Annotated in this window: 19 protein-coding genes, 1 other RNA gene and 1 riboswitch; of the genes, 11 read left to right on the top strand and 9 right to left on the bottom strand. The window is 64.6% G+C overall.

Translation table 11 applies throughout. From position 1 onward, the window contains the following. Positions 1–51: 51 nt before the first annotated feature. Positions 52–288 (top strand): putative hemolysin, encoded by a 237-nt coding sequence (locus ETW24_RS03395; RefSeq protein ID WP_129369749.1) that lies wholly within the window; start codon positions 52–54, stop codon positions 286–288. A gap of 85 nt (positions 289–373) precedes the next feature. On the opposite strand, the gene ETW24_RS03390 is transcribed toward ETW24_RS03395, so the two are convergent. Beyond that, the gene (locus tag ETW24_RS03390; RefSeq protein ID WP_129369748.1) at positions 374–880 is read right to left on the bottom strand and encodes a c-type cytochrome; all 507 of its coding nucleotides are present in this window, start codon (positions 878–880) and stop codon (positions 374–376) included. A 119-nt stretch (positions 881–999) separates the two neighbouring features. Here ETW24_RS03390 and ETW24_RS03385 point away from each other — a divergent pair, with 119 nt between their 5' ends. Then, a complete protein-coding gene (locus tag ETW24_RS03385) occupies positions 1,000–1,833 on the top strand; it encodes a prephenate dehydratase (protein ID WP_129369747.1) in 834 nt (277 codons plus the stop codon). 193 nt (positions 1,834–2,026) lie between these two features. Here the strand turns inward: ETW24_RS03385 and ffs are convergent. Together ffs and ETW24_RS03375 are read right to left on the bottom strand one after the other, a co-directional pair. Continuing rightward, positions 2,027–2,125: signal recognition particle sRNA small type (gene ffs, locus ETW24_RS03380), an RNA gene on the bottom strand. A 64-nt stretch (positions 2,126–2,189) separates the two neighbouring features. Further along, the gene (locus ETW24_RS03375; RefSeq protein ID WP_164982680.1) at positions 2,190–4,049 is read right to left on the bottom strand and encodes a 5'-nucleotidase C-terminal domain-containing protein; all 1,860 of its coding nucleotides are present in this window, start codon (positions 4,047–4,049) and stop codon (positions 2,190–2,192) included. Positions 4,050–4,124: 75 nt separating this feature from the next. Here ETW24_RS03375 and ETW24_RS03370 point away from each other — a divergent pair, with 75 nt between their 5' ends. Genes ETW24_RS03370 through ETW24_RS03360 form a run of 3 tightly spaced genes read left to right on the top strand, consistent with a single transcriptional unit; the run spans position 4,125 to position 5,893 of the window. Then, positions 4,125–4,388 carry a hypothetical protein gene (locus ETW24_RS03370; RefSeq protein ID WP_129369746.1) on the top strand — a complete coding sequence of 88 codons (264 nt, stop codon included), beginning with the start codon at positions 4,125–4,127 and terminating at the stop codon, positions 4,386–4,388. Next, positions 4,385–5,368 (top strand): NAD(+) diphosphatase, encoded by a 984-nt coding sequence (gene nudC, locus ETW24_RS03365; RefSeq protein ID WP_129369745.1) that lies wholly within the window; start codon positions 4,385–4,387, stop codon positions 5,366–5,368. The genes ETW24_RS03370 and nudC overlap by 4 nt, the downstream gene beginning before the upstream one ends. A gap of 57 nt (positions 5,369–5,425) precedes the next feature. Next, complete coding sequence (locus tag ETW24_RS03360; protein WP_129369744.1) at positions 5,426–5,893, top strand: SRPBCC family protein; 468 nt, start codon at positions 5,426–5,428, stop codon at positions 5,891–5,893. Between the two features lie 24 nt (positions 5,894–5,917). Here ETW24_RS03360 and ETW24_RS03355 read toward each other — a convergent pair whose 3' ends face one another. After that, the gene (locus ETW24_RS03355) at positions 5,918–6,796 is read right to left on the bottom strand and encodes an alpha/beta hydrolase family protein (protein ID WP_129369743.1); all 879 of its coding nucleotides are present in this window, start codon (positions 6,794–6,796) and stop codon (positions 5,918–5,920) included. Between the two features lie 84 nt (positions 6,797–6,880). Between ETW24_RS03355 and ETW24_RS03350 the strand changes: the two genes are divergently transcribed. Then, positions 6,881–7,471: a TetR/AcrR family transcriptional regulator gene (locus ETW24_RS03350; RefSeq protein ID WP_129369742.1), complete on the top strand. Its 591-nt coding sequence runs from the start codon at positions 6,881–6,883 to the stop codon at positions 7,469–7,471. Between the two features lie 18 nt (positions 7,472–7,489). Then, positions 7,490–7,712: riboswitch (cobalamin riboswitch) on the top strand. Positions 7,713–7,822: 110 nt separating this feature from the next. Next, a complete protein-coding gene (locus ETW24_RS03345; protein WP_129369741.1) occupies positions 7,823–8,227 on the top strand; it encodes a hypothetical protein in 405 nt (134 codons plus the stop codon). Positions 8,228–8,306: 79 nt separating this feature from the next. Here ETW24_RS03345 and ETW24_RS03340 read toward each other — a convergent pair whose 3' ends face one another. Next, positions 8,307–8,837, bottom strand: a complete 531-nt coding sequence (locus ETW24_RS03340) for a protein-tyrosine phosphatase family protein (protein ID WP_129369740.1) — start codon at positions 8,835–8,837, stop codon at positions 8,307–8,309. A 194-nt stretch (positions 8,838–9,031) separates the two neighbouring features. Between ETW24_RS03340 and ETW24_RS03335 the strand changes: the two genes are divergently transcribed. Then, entirely contained in the window at positions 9,032–10,840 is a 1,809-nt protein-coding gene (locus ETW24_RS03335) for a DNA polymerase III subunit gamma/tau (protein ID WP_129369739.1), read from the top strand. A 192-nt stretch (positions 10,841–11,032) separates the two neighbouring features. After that, positions 11,033–11,377, top strand: a complete 345-nt coding sequence (locus ETW24_RS03330) for a YbaB/EbfC family nucleoid-associated protein (protein ID WP_024088825.1) — start codon at positions 11,033–11,035, stop codon at positions 11,375–11,377. Between the two features lie 62 nt (positions 11,378–11,439). Here ETW24_RS03330 and ETW24_RS03325 read toward each other — a convergent pair whose 3' ends face one another. Further along, positions 11,440–11,931 carry a GNAT family N-acetyltransferase gene (locus ETW24_RS03325; protein WP_129369738.1) on the bottom strand — a complete coding sequence of 164 codons (492 nt, stop codon included), beginning with the start codon at positions 11,929–11,931 and terminating at the stop codon, positions 11,440–11,442. A 183-nt stretch (positions 11,932–12,114) separates the two neighbouring features. Between ETW24_RS03325 and recR the strand changes: the two genes are divergently transcribed. Next, positions 12,115–12,714 (top strand): recombination mediator RecR, encoded by a 600-nt coding sequence (gene recR / locus ETW24_RS03320; RefSeq protein ID WP_129369737.1) that lies wholly within the window; start codon positions 12,115–12,117, stop codon positions 12,712–12,714. A gap of 82 nt (positions 12,715–12,796) precedes the next feature. Here recR and ltaE read toward each other — a convergent pair whose 3' ends face one another. Next, complete coding sequence (gene ltaE / locus ETW24_RS03315; protein ID WP_129369736.1) at positions 12,797–13,846, bottom strand: low-specificity L-threonine aldolase; 1,050 nt, start codon at positions 13,844–13,846, stop codon at positions 12,797–12,799. Further along, positions 13,843–14,520 (bottom strand): hypothetical protein, encoded by a 678-nt coding sequence (locus ETW24_RS03310; RefSeq protein WP_129369735.1) that lies wholly within the window; start codon positions 14,518–14,520, stop codon positions 13,843–13,845. The genes ltaE and ETW24_RS03310 overlap by 4 nt, the downstream gene beginning before the upstream one ends. A 139-nt stretch (positions 14,521–14,659) precedes the next feature. Between ETW24_RS03310 and ETW24_RS03305 the strand changes: the two genes are divergently transcribed. Then, entirely contained in the window at positions 14,660–15,556 is an 897-nt protein-coding gene (locus ETW24_RS03305) for a LysR substrate-binding domain-containing protein (RefSeq protein WP_129369734.1), read from the top strand. A 159-nt stretch (positions 15,557–15,715) separates the two neighbouring features. On the opposite strand, the gene ETW24_RS03300 is transcribed toward ETW24_RS03305, so the two are convergent. Beyond that, positions 15,716–17,863 carry a hybrid sensor histidine kinase/response regulator gene (locus tag ETW24_RS03300; protein ID WP_129369733.1) on the bottom strand — a complete coding sequence of 716 codons (2,148 nt, stop codon included), beginning with the start codon at positions 17,861–17,863 and terminating at the stop codon, positions 15,716–15,718. Positions 17,864–18,096 lie beyond the last annotated feature (233 nt).

Here is an 18,096-nt window from a genome sequence, read left to right as displayed (position 1 = left end):
TGCCTGCCAGCCTCGCATCACGATTGCGTTATATAACGAGGGAGTTTGCCGATGCCGACGTCAATGAAACTTGCCGCCCTTGCGGTTGCCGGGGCCGCCGCGCTTAGCGCCTGTGCCCAGCAGGAAGAGGAAGTGGTCTACAGCAGCCCGGAAGAGGCGTATTGCGTGCAGACCGGCGGCAGTTATGTGCTGCGCAGCGGCAAAGCGGGCACTATCGGCGTCTGCATCCTGCCGGACGGCCAGGAGCGCGATGCGCTGGCCTATTACCGGGAAAACAACCCGGCCTAAGGCGGTCCGGTTCATACCCGCATCAAAAAAGCCGCTGCAAATCTGCAGCGGCTTTTTAATTCGATAGCTGGGACAGCGGTCCGGATCAGCCGTCCAGGCTGTCCAGATAGGCAATAAGATTCACCCGGTCCTTTTGCTTTTTCAAACCGGAGAACGACATGGTGGTGCCCGCGGCATAGGCCGACGGCTTGGTCAGGAAGGCGTCCAGCGCCTCGGCAGTCCAGTCGCCGTCCAGGCCGGTCAGGGCGCCGGAGTAGCCAAAGCCCGGGGCCGCTGCGATATCGCGGCCGACAACGCCGTACAGATACGGGCCGGTCGAGTTGGCGCCATCTTCCAGCTTGTGGCAAGCAGAGCATTTCTTGAAAACCTTGGCGCCCTTGGCAACGTCGGCAGCGGCCATCAGCTCTTCAAAGCTGACTTCCGGCTCATCGCTGGCGGCGGCATCGGCCGAGGCGACTTCGATCACATAGGACGCCTCACCGTGGCTGTCCATGTGATACAGGCCGCTGGCGGCCCATTTGCCCAGCAGGAGAACCAGGAACGCGCCGCAGACGCCTGCGGTCGCTTTGGTAAGGGTCATTGTGTCAAACATGAATCGCGGGTCCATTTAGCTGTCTGCGTGGCTGTCTAAGGCTTCCCCTTCAAAGTGGCAAGGTATAGACAGCGCGACGAAACGCCCAATTCTTGAAGTTTTGCACGGGGAACACACCCATGAGCCGCAAAATCGCCATTCAGGGGGAGCTTGGCTCCTACAGCCACGAGGCCTGCCGCAATGCCCGGCGTGATCTGGAGGTGCTGCCGTGCCGCACCTTTGAAGACGTGATTGCAGCGGTCAAAAGCGGCGAAGCCGAACAGGCAATGCTGCCGGTGGAGAATTCCACCTATGGCCGGGTGGCCGATATTCACCGGCTGCTACCGCACAGCGGGCTGCACATCATCGACGAGGCCTTTGTGCGGGTGCATATCAATGTGCTGGGGGTGCCGGGCGCCCGGCTGGAAGACATCCGCGAGGCGAAATCGCATCTGGTGCTGCTGCCGCAATGCGGGACTTTTCTGCGCGAACATGGCATCACCGGCCGGATCAGCCCCGACAACGCCCGCGCGGCGCGGGATGTGGCGGAAGCCGGAGATAAGCATGTGGCGGCGCTGGCCAGCGAATTGGCGGGCGAGATCTACGGGCTGGAGGTGCTGGCCCGCCATATCGAGGACAACGGCGACAACACCACCCGCTTCCTGATCATGTCGCCGGAGCCGGACTTCCGCCGCCGCGGCGCCCACAGCATGATCACCAGCTTCGTGTTCCAGGTCCGCAACATCCCGGCGGCGCTCTATAAGGCGATGGGCGGTTTTGCCACCAATGGCATCAACATGACCAAGCTGGAAAGCTATATGGTGGACGGATCCTTCACCGCGACGCAGTTTTATGCGGATATCGAAGGCCACCCGGAAGATCCGAATGTGCAGCTGGCAATGGATGAGCTGAGCTATTTCACCACCAATGTGGAAATCCTCGGCGTCTATCCCGCCAACAACGGGCGGTTCTGAGGCACGGGACGGGGCGGGGCGCTGCCCCTCTTGGCCTTACGGCCAATTCACCCCGGGGTATTTCAAACCAGAAAGAAGCGGCACCCCGCCGCGCGTCAGCGCGGCGGGGCGGGCGGGATCAAACCCGTCAATTGCCGCGCGCGCCTGTTCGTCGCGGATGGGTGATGCGGATGGGTGATAGAGGGGCGGGGAAAAGTGAGAGGCTGGACATCGACCCAAGCGGGGCTCGTTGTGGCTGCTTCCTTCCGGATCTGACCAGGTTGGCGAGGCGCCTGCCCGCGCCAACCTCTCGAATCCCGATATAAGCGCCGCCGCCGGGATTGGCAAGTGCCCCCGCCTGTCCTGCCTTCTGCGTTTTAAAGCTGCAGCGCCAATTCCAGAAAGCCGCCGCTGTTGTGCCCTCGCGGCTCAGCCAGCCCGGCAGGCAGTTCCTCCAGATATCCGATGGCTCCCGGCCCGGTAACGGCAACCGCGCTGGTGCCGGGCACCGGCGCCAGTTGCCAGGGATAAGGCGCCTCTGCCAGCGGATCAGCGGGCAGCCGCCCGGCGATGTAGTCGCGGATTGCCTGGCGGATCCGCATCGGCGGCAGCGGCAGATCTTTGGCCTCGCGCAGCATGCTGAAGCTGCCGCCGCCGCTGACCCGGTAGCTGTTGGCCGCGACCGCAAAATGCTGGCCTGGCTCCACCGGCCGGCCGTTCCAGCACAGGTTCCGGATCCGCCGGGCGCCGGGGTTGATCCGCACGCCCGCTGCCGAAAACCGCGGCGGCTGGACTGGGTCAATCTGATAACTCAGCCCGAAAATCACATCGAAATTATGCCCTGCCCGCTGCGGGTCGGCCAGCAACTGCCCTGAGCTGCCCGGCGTGATCCGGCTGAACAGCCCTGCCGACATTTCCAGCCAGTCCAACAGCTGTGCACCGGTGACCTCGACCACCCGCAACTCATTTGGGAAGACCTGCAGATCAGCGATATTGCGGGCACAGAGATCCCCGGCCGCAATGTCGGTATAAAAATGCGGCCCGGAGCGGCCGCCGAATTTGCACGGTGCAACAGCCGATAGCAGCGGCAGGCTTTTTCCGCCGGCACTCTCAAGCAACGGCCGCACTGCAGCAGCCTGGGCACTGCCCACCAGTGCCAGGCCGCGATCCGGCGCGAAGAAAGTAAAATAGGAATGCATCGCAACCGAGCTGTAGCCCGCCGGCTGACGCATACGTTGCAAAGTGCGCGCGTGGTCTTCTGCCAGCGCCTCCATAAAACCAGGGTTCTCCGGCACCAGCGGCTGGGCAGCCCCGGTTTGCTGGTGGCGGCCCGCCGGCTGCAGGCTGGCCGAGCCGCCGGCAGGATGCCAGGCTCCGCTGCGATGCTCCAGATCCAGCCTCAGAACACCCAGATGCGAGCCATGCGCACCGGGCATCACGACGGGCTTGGCAAAAGGATGCGCGGGATTCGGCAGCGTCAGATGCGTGTGGCCGCCCACAACGGCATCAATTTCCGGCAGTGCGGCAAGCTGCTCCAGCTCATTTTCGCCGCGGCCCGCTCCGGCATTGCTGTCAATTCCGGTATGCGCCAGCGCCAGCACCAGATCGCAGCCCTGAGCCCTCAGCTGCCGGGCCTGGGCCGCGGCGGTTTCAACGATGCCGCCCGCGGCGAGTTGCTGCTGCAACGCCTTGCCGCACCAGATCAGGGTCTGCGGCGGCAGCACCGAAAACAAACCGATCCGGACCGGTGGCAAACCGGGACAGCCAGGCACCGCCCGCTCCAGCACCGCCCAGGGTACAAACGGCAGCCGAAGATCAGGCTGCCGCGCCGTCAGGCTTGAGCACAGCACCGGACATGGCACGTCTTTCAGGACGCCTGCCAGCGCCTCCAGGCCGAAATCAAAGTCATGATTGCCAAGACCAACGGCATCATATTCCAAAAACCGGAATGCGCGCGCCAGAGGATGGGGGCCTTTGGCGCCCGGCACGATGTCCCCCAGCGGCGACCCCTGGAAGCCGTCGCCGTTATCGACCAGAATGCAGGCCGCGCCCAGGCGGTCAGCCTCAGCCCGTGCGCGGTTGATCAAGGTGGCAGCGCGGGACAGGCCGATGGCCCCGTCCGGGCGGTCGGCATAATAATCATGGCTCAGCAGATTACAGTGCAGGTCCGTAGTGGCCAGCACGTGCAGCAGCCCGGTGGTGGTCCGGGAGTGCGAGGCGCGCGCCCCGCTTGTCATGTCCGATATTCCGCTGACACCGCCTGCTGCTGCTCCTTCCCGCACCGTTTGGTGCCGTTCTTGGTTTGAGGCTATTTGAATCAGCGTTTTAACGATTTGCAAAGAACCCTTTTTATTGCATTTGATTTTTTCCTGCTGCCGAGGCTTCAAACCGGCCGGCGCGCCCTGTCCAGCAGTGAAAAGCCGCAATTCCCGCCCGGCAGGTGTGGCGGTGCAGTGACAGGCAAGCGCAGATCGCCGCCGATTGCTGGCAACGCCTGCGGCACACTGCCATGGATGGCGCTATTTCATCCATGGCACCCGAAAAAACCGCAGCCAGCCAAAGGAGAGCCGCAATGAAACACGCAGAACAAGTGACTTTCGGCGGCGGCGGGCTGGAGCGGGCGGCCCATCTGCGCTTGGATACCGCTGCGCTGGAAGCGGCCTGGAACAGCGCGGAGGCGCAGGTGCTGCTGATGTGGCGCGGCAAGCCGCTGACCCGGCGCGAAAGGGATGCGGATCTGCCCTGCGGGCTGGGCTGGACCGATCCGGTGCATCCGCTGGCCGCTGACTGCAAGGATGCCGCATTGTTTCTTGGCCTGGCACCTGGCGGTGCGCCGTGTTTTGCCTGCGATATCAGCGGCTGGCAGCCCGAAGGCCTGGATCAGGAGGCGCTCAGCAGTTTTGCCGATGCCAGCGAGCAGCAGCACCCTGATCTGCCCGCGTCCCATGCCTTTGCCGAGCTGCGCCGGGTGATGACCTGCCTCACACCGCTGGAGGCGGAACTGGCCACCACCGCCAAGGCGCTGCTGGCCTGGCACCGCAGCCACCGGTTTTGCGCAGCTTGCGGCGCGCCCAGCGATTTGGCGCAGGCCGGCTGGCAGCGCATCTGCCCCGCCTGCAAGGCACCGCATTTCCCGCGCACCGACCCGGTGGTGATCATGCTGATCACCCATGGCGATGCTGTGCTGATGGGCCGTTCGCCCGGCTGGCCCGAGGGGATGTATTCGCTGCTCGCAGGATTTGTCGAACCGGGTGAGACGCTGGAAGCAGCCGTGCGCCGCGAAACATTTGAAGAAACCGGCGTGCAGGTCGGGCCGGTCAGCTACCTGTCCAGCCAGCCTTGGGCCTTTCCGATGTCGCTGATGTTCGGCTGCGCGGGCGAGGCGCTGAGCACGGACATCACCATCGACCCGGCTGAGATCGAAGACGCGCTGTGGGTCAGCCGCCAGGAGATGATGACGGTCTTTGCAGGCGAACACCCGGTTCTAAAGCCGTCACGTCAGGGAGCAATTGCGCATTTTCTGCTCCGAAACTGGCTTGCGGACACGCTGGACTAAAGCGCATATTGCAAAAAACAGCGCGGCAGCACGGCGGCGCAACTGAAGCAGGCGAGCATGGAATTTCAAAGCAAAGAAGATATCGAAGCCCCGATTGCCGACGTCTTTGGCGCGATCTCCGATTTCAGCCTGCTTGAGCGCTCGGCCCTGCGGCGCGGCATCGACGTAGAGCGGACTGGCGATACCGCGCATCCTGAAAACGGCCTGGCCTGGGATATCGGCTTTCGGTTTCGCGGCAAACAGCGCGACATCCGGCTGACACTGGCGTCTTATACCCCGGTCACCGGGTTGGCGCTGACCGGCAGCGGCAGCGGCCTGGACGGCCAACTGGAGATCGAGCTGCTGGCGCTGTCGCCGCGGCGGACCCGGATGTCGGTGCAATTGAAACTGGCGCCCACCACCCTGACCGGCCGGCTGCTGGTGCAATCGCTGAAACTGGCCCGCAGCAACCTCACCCGCCGGTTCAAGCTGCGGCTGGCCGACTATGCCCGGATCACCGAAGAACGGCTGAACCGCTCCGCCTGACTCCAAGGTTTGGGGGAAGCCGTGCTATTGCGGCGGCAGCAGCCGCGGCCACAGGGCGGCGTTGGCGCGGGCAAAGGCGCCCAGATGGCCAATCTTCTGCACGCCCGCCTCCTGCGGCACCAGCACCGTCCGGCACTGCGGCACATCGCCAAAGACGTCCCCCAGCCGCCAAACGGCCGCAGGCGGCACAACGTCGTCATCCGCCATCGCATACAGATCCACCGGCACGCCGGCGTCTGCCCATTTGGGCCGCGGCAAGGCCGAGCCGGTTTCCGGCAGGTAGCTGCCCGGCGTGGTGCACCAGCGCCGCCACTGCCAGTACACCCCGGCGGGCAAATCGGCCCCGAACCCCACCGCGCGCCCGGGCAGATACCCCAAGGCACGGACCAATGGCGGCACATGGCCGAACCAGAAAGCCAGCGCCAGCGCGCGGTAGGGCCAGGGATGATCGTGGTGATGCACCAAGCCGCCCGCAACCACGATCATGCGGGCGACGTCCTTCAGGCCATCCTGCAGGGGCATCAGCATTGCCCCCAGCGAATGGCCGATCACCCACAACGGCACGCCCGCATAGTGCCGTTGCAGTTCGGCCCGGGCAGCCGGCTGATCTTCCAGCGCCCATTGAGCCATTGTCGCATCGGAACGGCGCGGATGGCCCCGCGCCGAGTCTCCGAAATCCCGGTAGTCATAGGTCAGGCAGGCCACCTGCTGCTCTGCTGCCAGCCAGCGTGCGAAATGCCGGTAATAGCGCTGCGGCACCCCGGTTGCGCCATTCAGCACCACTGCTGCCCGCGCCTGCCCCGCCGGGTGGTACAGCCGCCCAGCCAGCAAGTGGGTGCCGGATGCAAACTGCAGTTCTTCCTCGCGGATAACCGCGGTATGTCCTGCGCTTTTATCCAGCATGGCAACCTCCTGAGTCGATTGGCCTAGACCGATTGGTCCAATCCATCTCTGGACCAATCGGTCCAATGCTGTCAAGCTGCCGCCATGAATGACGTGACGACAGCCAAGGCGGGCGGAACCAGCCCGCCCCCGACCCGCGAGCGGCTGATCCGCGCCGCTGCCGGCCTGTTCCGCAACAAGGGCTACAGCGGCACCGGACTGGCGGAATTACTGGCAGAGGCGGGGGCGCCCAAGGGCTCGCTCTACCACCATTTCCCCAGTGGCAAATCCGACCTGGCCCTGGCCGCGGCGGACTGGGCGTCAGGGCAGATGCTGCTGCTGATCGAGGCGTCTTTCACCCCGGCGCCCACCTTCCGGGAGGGGGCCAAGACGGTCTGCTACAAACTGGCGAAACTGTTTGACAAGCAAGGAAAATGGAGCGGCTGCCCGGTCTCTGCCACCCTGTTCGAAGGGCCGGAGAACGAGGCGTTCCACCAGCACGCCGCGCATCTGTTCGAGGGCTGGATTACTGAAACCACCCGCCACGCCCGCCGCCTGGGCCTGCCTGAACCTGAGGCCCGCGCGGCGGCGGAGAATTTCTATATCCTGCTGCAGGGCGGCTGGCAGCTGGCACGGGTGCGGCGGGACTCGAATGTGATCCGCGGGCTGTATTTGCAGATGCAGAAAAACGATTGACGACTCAGGCGTCCTGCCGCTACCGCTTGTGGCGATGGTTCCCGAGCCACAGAATCTTGTGTCCGGGATGAAAAGGGAACACGGTACGGCCCGCGCAAGCTGGCCAAGTCCGAGACTGCCCCCGCAACTGTAAGCGGCGAGCGACCCCGATAGAGCCACTGGCCCCTCAATACGAGGCCGGGAAGGATCGGGAAAGCGACGACCCGCAAGTCAGGAGACCTGCCATCGGACGTGTAACTCGAACCCGGGCGGGGTGTCCGGACAGGGTCTGATGGCTGCGGCGGCTGTGATCCGTCTTTCATCCGGTCTCTTGTCCCCCAAACCCCCGTGCCACGCGCGGAGGGCGCAGATATGATGTGGACCGACAAGACGCATTTCTATGCGGCAACAGATTGCAAGTATTTGGGGCGCCCCTGCCCCGCGGCAGAGCGGATGATCGCCAAACTGGCCGAAGCGATGACCAAGGCCAAGCCGCTGACCCAGGAGGATTTTGAGATCACCGGCACCACCGCGCTGGACGGCTGCCCGCGCAACTGCCCGGCGCAGTTTGCCGCCAGCCATGACCGGATCCGGCTGTATTGCGACGTCGGTGAAGAGGCGCCGCGCGAGGGGCTGGACCGCTTTGCCGATGCTATCCTGAGCCGCGACGGTATCGGTTTTGCCGCGTCCAAGCTGGACACCCGCCCCTGCGCGCTGATGGAGGCGCTGCCGAAAACCGCCGAAGCACGGCAGGCGGAACAGATGCTGGCGCTTTAACTGAATACCTGAAGAATGCTGCCCGGCTTATCGGCCGGGCGGTGCAGTATCTCTTTGCAGTGCGCCTCTGGCGGCTGTTCTACGGTGAACAGGCCCAGTGCAATTGGTCCTTGGTTTCCACCGCACAGGGCCGTACCGCCCGCAGCCGGGCCAGCGCCTGCGCCGGGGATTCGCCGCATTCGATCATCAGCCGCAGCACCGCCATGCCGGACCGCCCGCAGCCGCCCCTGCAATGCACCAGCACCCGGCCGCCGCCGCCCAGTGCTTGCCGTGCAGACCGGCTGGCCGCCGTCCATTTCGCCGCCACAGCGGGCGGCGGCACCTGGAAATCCGGCACCGGCAGATGCAGCCAGCGGCAGGCCATGCTTTGAATATCAATCCCCAGCCGCGGCACATCTGCGGCTGCGTGCTCGGCCTCGGTGGTCATTGAGATGACCAGCCCCGGTTTCCACTGATAGATCTGGATCAGGTCGTTGCGGTAATCGCCTCCCGCACCGGGCAGCGGGCATAGCGCCAGAATACCGCCGCCTGCTGACAGCGCGTGGATGGTCAGGCCTGCCGGCGCCGCGCCGTCCGGCGCCGCAGGTTCCGGGATATCCTCAGTTCGCATACCGCCTCCTTAGCCGCTGCGTTCCTGCATTTCCCCCGCAGTCTCCTGCCTTTGCAGCCTAGCGGTTAAGCAGGCAATCCCAAAGCTCTTTTGCGGCCCCGGACCAGCCCAACGGCGGTGGACGAACGGGCTGCGCTTCAATACCCTGCGCGCAACGCGGAGCACCCCGCATCCCGAATCCGGTACGAGACATCATGAACGATACCCCCAGCGGCACCTCCGGCACATCCGGCCAATCCCAATACCAGGTTCTGGCCCGCAAGTACCGGCCCGAAACCTTTGCCGATCTGGTGGGGCAGGACGCCATGGTGCGGACGCTGAAAAACGCCTTTGCCGCTGACCGGATTGCCCAGGCTTTTATTATGACCGGCATCCGCGGCACCGGTAAAACCACCACTGCGCGGATCATCGCCAAGGGCATGAACTGCATCGGTGCAGACGGCCAGGGCGGCCCCACCACCGACCCGTGCGGCCAATGCGAGCATTGTACCGCGATCATGGAAGGCCGCCATGTCGACGTGATGGAGATGGACGCGGCCTCGCGTACCGGCGTGAATGACATCCGCGAGATCATCGACAGCGTGCAGTACCGTGCCGCCTCGGCCCGCTACAAGATCTACATCATCGACGAAGTCCACATGCTGTCGACCAGCGCCTTCAACGCGCTGCTGAAGACACTGGAGGAACCGCCCGCGCATGTGAAGTTCATCTTCGCCACGACTGAGATCCGCAAAGTGCCGGTGACCGTGTTGTCGCGCTGCCAGCGGTTTGATTTGCGCCGGATCGAGCCGGAAGTGATGATTGCGCTCTTGCGGAAGATCGCCACCGCCGAGGGCGCCCAGATCGCCGAAGACGCGCTGGCGTTGATCACCCGCGCCGCCGAAGGTTCCGCCCGCGACGCTACCTCGCTGCTGGATCAGGCGATTTCCCATGGCGCCGGTGAAACCTCTGCCGATCAGGTCCGCGCCATGCTGGGTCTGGCCGACCGCGGCCGGGTGCTGGACCTGATGGACATGATCCTGCGCGGCGATGCGGCGGCCGCGCTCACTGAACTCAGCGGCCAGTATGCCGAAGGCGCCGACCCGCTGGCGGTATTGCGCGATCTGGCCGAGATCACCCATTGGGTCTCGGTGGTGAAAATCACGCCGGATGCGGCGGAAGACCCCACCGTCAGCCCGGATGAACGCGCCCGCGGCAAGGCGATGGCGGATGCGCTGGCAATGCGCGTCCTTACCCGGATGTGGCAGATGCTGCTGAAGGCGCTGGAGGAAGTCGCCGCGGCACCAAACGCTATGATGGCCGCCGAGATGGCGGTGATCCGCCTGACCCATGTGGCCGACCTGCCCAGCCCCGAAGAACTGATCCGCAAGCTGAAGGACACCCCGCCTCCGCCGCCGAATGGCCCCGGCGGCGGTGCGCCGATGCAGGGCATGGGCGCTCCGGCTTTAGGCGGCAGCGGCGGCGCTTCCGGTCATGGCGGCCAAACTGGTCCCGCAGGCGGCGCGCCAGTGGCACATGGCGGCGGCGGCACTATGGCGGCACTGGCGCCGCAGGTCAGCTCAGCACTGGCGCGCTATCCGTCCTTTGAACATGTGGTCGAGCTGATCCGCACCAATCGCGACGTGAAATTGCTGGTCGAGGTCGAGGGCGGCGTGCGTCTGGTCTCCTACCAGCCGGGACGGATCGAATTCACCCCATCCTCGCAAGCGCCGCGCGACCTGGCGGCCCGGCTTGGCACGGCGCTGCAGAACTGGACCGGTGCGCGCTGGGTGGTGTCGATCGCGCCGGACGGCGACGCAGCCACGATTGCCGAGGTCCGCGATGCCGCCGAGAACGCCCTGCGTGAGAAAGCCGCCGCGCATCCGCTGGTGCAGGCGGTGCTGGAAAGCTTTCCCAAGGCAACGATCAAACGCATCCGCACGGCGCAGGAGCTGGCCGCCGAAGTCGCCGCCGAGGCCCTGCCCGAGGTGGAGGATGAATGGGACCCGTTCGAGGACGGGTGACAAAAGCGACCCCGGGCATCGCCTGACCTTGGGTGGCCGCGATGACGCTTTCCTTGGGGGAAGGTCAGGCGCTGCCCGGCCTGTCGGCCGGGCGGAAGGGTGTTAAACTCCGGCACCGAGGCAATCCTCCCCTTGTTTCACGCCCTCGCGGCCCGTATCTGTGCCCCGAACCGGAATCTCAGGAGATGACAGATGCTCAAAGGCCTCGGCGGCCTTGGCGATATGGCCAAGATGATGAAATCGGCACAGGAACTGCAGGGCAAAATGGCCCAGATGCAGGAAGAGCTGCACAATGTAATGGTGACGGGCGAGGCCGGCGCCGGCCTGGTCAAGGCGACCGCGTCCGCCAAGGGCGACCTCAAAGGCCTGGACATCGATCCGTCGATCTTCAATGGCGACGACAAGGAAGTGGTCGAGGACCTGATCCTGGCCGCGATTAAGGACGCCCAGGCCAAGGCCGCGGAAAAGGCGCAGGAAGAGATGGCCAAGCTGACCGAAAGCATGGGTCTGCCCAAGGACATCAAGCTGCCGTTCTAAGCGCTGCCAGCGATGCCAATCTAAAGGCGGCCCGTCAGGAGCCGCCTTTTTCTTTGCCTCGTTCAAGCTGTTTCCAACCGGAATTTCAGAAAACGCTGCCCCTCATACAGCACTTCATCGGTTTGCACCGCGCCCAGCCGTGCCAGCGGCCGCAGATGGCGCCGCGTCGGCGGCAGCAGGAAAGTCACATGAGGGATGCGCGGATCGCGGCGGGCAAACGCCAGCGCTTGCCGGGCGATGGCCGGGCCCAGGCCAAAACAGCCGGGCCTTAGGACCAGCCCGAAATCCCACTCGTTCGCCTCTTTCTGAAAACCGCCCCAGCCAAGATATTGCCCCTTCTGCACAAACGCCCAATGACCCAGTCCATCCCTTTGCCAGCAGTTCTCCTTGGCGGTAACAAAGTCTCTGGCAGTTTCTTCGTCCCAGGCGCCTGTCAGCAGCGGCATATGCTCTGCCATCCGCGGATCTGACATGTGGCGGGCAATCTCCAGCGGCGCGATCCCGGTCAGCCGGGCAAAACGCACCGGGTGCTGGGTGTTGTCCTGCCGTCCCATTGCCGCCCCTTTTCTTTCCCGCGCAAGATGTGCTGCAACAGATACGCCCTGCCGCCCGCCAGCTCAATTGCCCTTACCCTTGCAGTTGCCGAAGCAAAACAAACCCTGAACATATTGCCGCCCTGCCCTTGCGCTTCACTGCTGCAATCAGCCTATATTGCAAGGCACACAAAGGCCCGGAGCATGATCAGAAATTCCACCAGCGATATCGAAGACCTGATTGCCTTGATGGCCAAGCTGCCAGGGCTCGGCCCGCGGTCTGCCCGCCGTGCGGTGCTGCATCTGATCCGCAAGCGGGCGCTGCTGCTGACGCCCCTGGCCGATGTGATGACCGAGGTCGCCGCCACCGCGCGCGAATGCCTCAACTGCGGCAATATCGGCACCAGCGAGATCTGCCCGCTTTGCACCGACCCGGAACGCGCCAATGGCGAGCTGTGCGTGGTCGAGGATGTCGCCGACCTTTGGGCGATGGAGCGCTCAGGCGACTTCAAGGGCCGTTACCACGTGCTGGGCGGCACCCTGTCGGCGCTGGACGCCGTGGGTCCGGAAGATTTGCGTATCCCGCGGCTCGCGGACCGGGTCGCAACCGAAGGTATCAGCGAGGTGATCCTGGCGCTGAACGCCACCATCGACGGCCAGACCACGGCGCATTACATCGCCGACCAGTTGCAGGGGCAGGTCAGGCTCACCTCGCTGGCGCAGGGCGTGCCGATCGGCGGCGAGCTGGACTATCTGGATGACGGCACGATCTCTGCAGCGCTCAGGGCGCGGAAAGAAATCTGACGGTGCGGCCGGGCGTGCAAAATTCTTCAAAGAATTTTGGCCGGAAAATTCGAATTTTCCGGAGCCACGCCCGCCTTTGGTTTCAGCAGTAGAAACTCTTTAGCCCTTGGACCGCGCGGTCCAATGGGCCGTTATCCACATCTTTGTGCAGCACCATGCGGATGGCGCCGGAACTGCCGCCACCGATTACAACGCCCTCAGATGCCAAATGCATCCGCAATGCATCATTGCGCCCGTCCCCCGGAGTGAAAAACACCATGTTGGTGGCCTGGGAAACCTCCCCCGCCCCCAAACCGCGCAGCACATCCGCCAGTTCCGCCGCGCGGTCATGGTCCTGCGCCAGCCGCGCCACGTTGTGCTCCAGCGCATAAAGCGCCGCCGCCGCCAGCACGCCTGCCTGCCGCATGCCGCCGCCCAGCATCTTGCGCCAGCGCCGCGCCTTGGCAATCAGGTCTGCAGGCCCCGCCAAAACCGACCCGGCCGGCGTGCCCAGTCCTTTGGAAAGGCAGATGGACACCGTATCCATCAGCCCGGCCAGCTCCGCTTCCGAACACCCCAGCGCCACCGTCGCATTAAAGAACCGCGCGCCGTCCAGATGCACCGCCAGCCCCGCCGTCCGGCCCGCCGCCGCCGCCGCCGCCATATCCGCCAGGGGCACTGCAAGCCCGTTATGGGTGTTCTCCAGCGACAGCAGTCGACTCACCGCCAGATGGCTGTCATCCGCCTTGACCGCCCCGGCAATCACCTCCGGGTCCAGCGCGCCATCGTCCCGCACCGGCACCGGGCACAGCGATAGCCCGCCCAGCACCGAGGCCCCCGCGGCCTCATAGGCATAGACGTGATAGCCCGCGCCAAGGATGACTTCCTCGCCGCGCTGGCAATGGGCCAAGAGACCAGCCAGGTTGCTCATCGTGCCGGAGGGCAGGAACAGCGCCGCCTCCTTGTCCAGACGCTCGGCCAGCACAGCCTCCAGCCGGTTCACCGCCGGGTCTTCACCATAGACGTCGTCGCCCAGCTCCGCCGCCTGGATCGCCCGCATCATGCCCGCATCTGGCCGCGTCAGCGTATCACTGCGCAGATCGCAAAGGGCGCCGCCGCCCGCCGCGCCCGCAAGCCCTGCGTAATGGCTCATTCCGTCACCTGATCATAAGCCAGCGCCGCCACGATGTGCACCCGCCGGGTTTCGCCGCCGTTCAGCGCAGTGTGATAGCCGCGGGTATCGGTGAAATACACCGAGCCATCGGCCGGCAGATGCGTGACGTGATGATTCACGATGAACAATGAGCCGGGGTTGGAGACCACCGGAATATGCAGCCGCGGCTCCGGGTCGCGGTGCCAGGAGTTGCAATTGTACAGCCCCTTGGACAGCACACGCGTGCGCCCGATCGGAAACCGCTTGGCCAGCTCTGCGTGCACATGCTCGAAGTAGGTGCCTGCGAATTTGGGATTGAATTCGGAAAAATCCACCTCCGGCACCAGATCTTCGCGCGGCTCTTCGACATAGCGGCTGTCGGCGCGCAGCCAATAGCGGCCCGACAGGTCATTGGCGGTCCATTCGGTCTGGCCCGGCCGCTGGGTCAGCGGCAGCGCGGCAAAGCCCTGGTCCTGCAAGCCGCCCATAAAGGCCTCGCGTTTCAGGCACTCCTTCAGCGCTTCCTGCAGCTTTTCGATGTCAAATTTCAACTCCAGCCTTTGGATACCCGGTCCGGGCACAAACTCTGCCACCGATGCAGAATCCGGCAGGGTGCCCATGGCCCTGGTGACAGCCTGCACATCGGTGTCGTTGATCTGCGGTTCAAAACTCATGTCGCGCGTTCCCATTCTTTGTGCTGATCGCAAGAGGATGATGCTTTGAATGCGATACTGCCAGGCCAAGAGGCCGGGAAAAAGCCGAGATTTTGCAAACTATATTGCAAAAATTGCAACATATGGCAGAGTGCGGGCCATGCGCCGCAAGATCCCGCCCACCTCTGCCCTCTTGTGTTTCGAGGCTGCCGCCCGGGCCGGCAGCTTTGCCGGAGGAGCGCGGGAGATGAACCTGTCGCAAAGCGCTTTCAGCCGCCAGATCCAAAGCCTGGAGGCGCTGACCGGCCAAACCCTGTTCAAGCGTGAACGCCAGCGGGTGCAGCTCAGCGGTGCCGGACGGATGCTGCAGGAGGAGCTGGCACCGCAATTGGAAGCGCTGGAAGCCACATTTTACCGTTTGCGCACCCGCGACAACCCATATGGCGCGCTCAATATCGGCACCTACCCGACACTGGGCAGCCGCTGGCTGATGCCGCGCCTGGCAACGCTGGCACAGGCGCAGCCGCGGCTGACAATCAATACCATCACCTATCTGGACAATAGCCAGGTGGACCCCAGCCTGGTGGATCTGGCCATCGTGCAGGGCGATCCGCCCTGGCCGGGCTTTCGCGCGGATCTGCTGATGCCGGAAACCCTGATTGCCGTTGCAGCACCTGATCTGCTGGATGGCCCGCTGCCATCCGCCGCCGGGCTTCTGGAATTTCCGGCCCTGCAGCACAGCACCCGGCCGCTTAGCTGGCAGATTTGGTTCGAGGATCAGACCGGAAGCCTCACTCCCCGCCCCACCGGGCCGTTGTTCAGCCAGTTCGAGATGCTGATCGACGCAGTGAAATACGGCCATGGCGTTGCCATTCTTCCGGAGCTGCTGGTGCGCCGGGAGCTGTCCGAGGGCACGCTGATCCAGGCCCATCCGCACCGCTGCACCCCCGCCAGCGCCTATTATCTGCTGACACCCCAGGCCAAGACGGGCACCAGCCGGATCGAGCGGGTCCGCGACTGGCTGCTGCGTGACGCCAGCAGCCCTAGCGCAGGCTGACCAGCCATTGCCCGCAATAATCCTGCAGCAAAATGCAACGTTTCTGCCGGGCGCATCCCGCCGCGCGCCAGCGCGGCGCCAGACCCAAGGCCGCCAAGGGGTCCCGCCAGGGGCACATGCGGGCGCGGGAGCTTTCCGCCAGCGCCAAAGCCGCCGCCCTTAGGTGAAAACCGCCTTGTACAGCTTTTCCTTGGTAAACGGCTTGTCCAGCACCGGAACCCGGGACAGATCCGGAAACCCCGCCGCCACGGCGCTGATGGCAAAGCCGCTCATCATCACCGCCTTCAGCCCGGGCTGGATCTTGCGCAGGCCCGCCAGGGTCTCCCAGCCGCCGCGCCCCGGCATGCTCATGTCGATCACCGCGCCGTCAAACGGCCCTGCTGCCTGCAGCTGCGCCAGCGCCGCGTCATAGCCATCGGCCTGCAGCACCTCACAGCCGCGCAGCTGCAACAGCCCGGCCACTGCCCGGCGCACGGTTTCCTCGTCATCCACCACCAGGATCCGCCGGATCTCCGCACCGCGCCGCTGCGCAGGCGGCCCTGCCGCGCACGCTTCCGCCACCGGCTCAGCGGTGCAGGCAGGAAAGTAGAAGCGGAAGGCACTGCCCTCGCCTTCGCGGCTTTCAACCGCCAAGCCGCCCTGATGGCGGCTGATGATGCCCAGCGCCGCGGCCATGCCGAGGCCGCGTCCGCCGGGTTTGGTGGTAAAGAACGGGTCAAAAATCCGGGTCACAGTCTCGCGGCCCATACCGCTGCCGGTATCGCGCACCTCCAGCAGCAGGCAGGCGCCGGCCGGCATGTTCCGCCCCTTCAGCAGCTTGCGCCGCTCTGCATCGCTCAGGCTGGTCTTGCGTGTGGTCACCGTGACAATGCCCGCACCGGGCCCGATGGCTTCTGCCGCATTGAAGACCAGGTTCAGCAACAGCTGGCCCACCTGAGACGGATCCATCTGCGCCGTCAGCGCCCCTTCTTCCAGGTCAAGCACCACCTGTTTACCCATCTTGCGCTCAACCGGGACCAGCGCCATGGTCTCTTGCACGATCCCGTTCAGATCGCATGGCCCCTGCTCCCGGCTGCCGCCGCCCTTGGCGTAATTCAACAGCTGCCGGACCAGCAAGGCAGAGGCCTGCAGCCCCTGCTCGACCACTTGCAAATGCCCTTGCGCCGGATGCGCGGCCTCCAGATGCGCCAGCGCCAGTTCGGCGCGGCCCTGCATCGAGGCCAGAAGGTTGTTGAAATCATGCGCGATGGTGCCCGCCAGCAATCCCAGGCTCTCGGTCTTGCGCTTGATCAGCAGCGCCTCTTCCGCCCGGGCGCGGCGCCTTTCGGCCTTGCGGCGGCGCAGCTCCAGCCCGATCCGCGCAGCAAACAGCGCGATCAGATCAGTCTCCAGCTTGCGCTGTTTGATTTCCCGGTCGTGCTGCAGCGCAAAGTGGCCGATCACCCTGCCCTTCATATCGGTCAGCGGGATGCCCAGGTATGAGTGCAGGTTCTGGCTGCGGAACTGTGCCTGCTCTGGAAACGCCTCCTGCAGCCCGTCCGGCACCAGGAATTTCTCCCGCCCCTTTAAATACGCGCAAGGGGTGCCGTCAAAAGGCACAACCGTGTCTTCCACCTCCTCCATTTGCTGCCCTTCAAAACAGCAGGCCAGCACCCGGAAACACCCGGGTTTGTCGCCCAGGCATTCCGCAATGAAGGCCGAACGCACCTTGAGCGCGCCCTGCAGCTGCCCGGCCAGCTGCCGGAAGGCCTCACGCGCAGATGTGCCGCTTGGCCCTTCGGCCAGAACTGACAGCGTGGCCAGTGTCTGCAGCCCGGCGGTCTCGGCCCCTAGCCGGGGCGCGAATTGCTGCATTACAGCCGCGATATGCTGCGCCAGGGCGTCGTCGATTTCATAGCGCCACGAGGCCTGGACCAGGCCGATCGCCTCGCCATCGGCGTTTTTCAGGGCGACCCCGACATAGCTTTGGATGCCTTCCTCGATGAACATCTCGTCATCCGGATACAGCTCCTGCACCCCGCAGGGAAAGACATGCGGATCGCCGCTCAGCACCACGTCATGGCACGGCGTCACGCAAGCCTCGTATTCGAAATCCCCCAGCTGCAGCCCGTCAAACCAGCTTGCCAGCACCTTGATGCGCTCGGTCTCCATGACCTTCAGCTCACCCACGGTGACCAGATCGGCCCCATAGGCCTGCGCCAGCTGATCCACAAATTCCTGGCAGAACTCCAGGCCGCTCAAACAGGCCAGTGTCTCCAGATCCAAGCGGCTGCTTTCCCCAAGCGCCGCGGCCCCTGCTGCGTCCATTGCTTGTACTCCTGCCATCCCTTTGCGGACAGGCCTGCTAGGCCGGACCGCTGGCAATACTCTGTAACGTCCCGTTCCTTACACTTTGGAAAACCGCCCCGGAACAAAAGGCCTTTCCCGCACCCTGGTCTTTGCGGGCAATCTGGAACACAACTGCCCCGCAACATCATGCTGCGCAAAACAGGGGTACATAGTCAACATATTGTAACGTAGAGAGTCAATTCTATCAGAAA

The organism is Leisingera sp. NJS204 (assembly GCF_004123675.1).
Classification (GTDB): Bacteria; Pseudomonadota; Alphaproteobacteria; order Rhodobacterales; family Rhodobacteraceae; genus Leisingera.
Note: the sequence above shows the minus strand (reverse complement) of the source record. Positions and strands in the feature narration are given on the sequence as shown.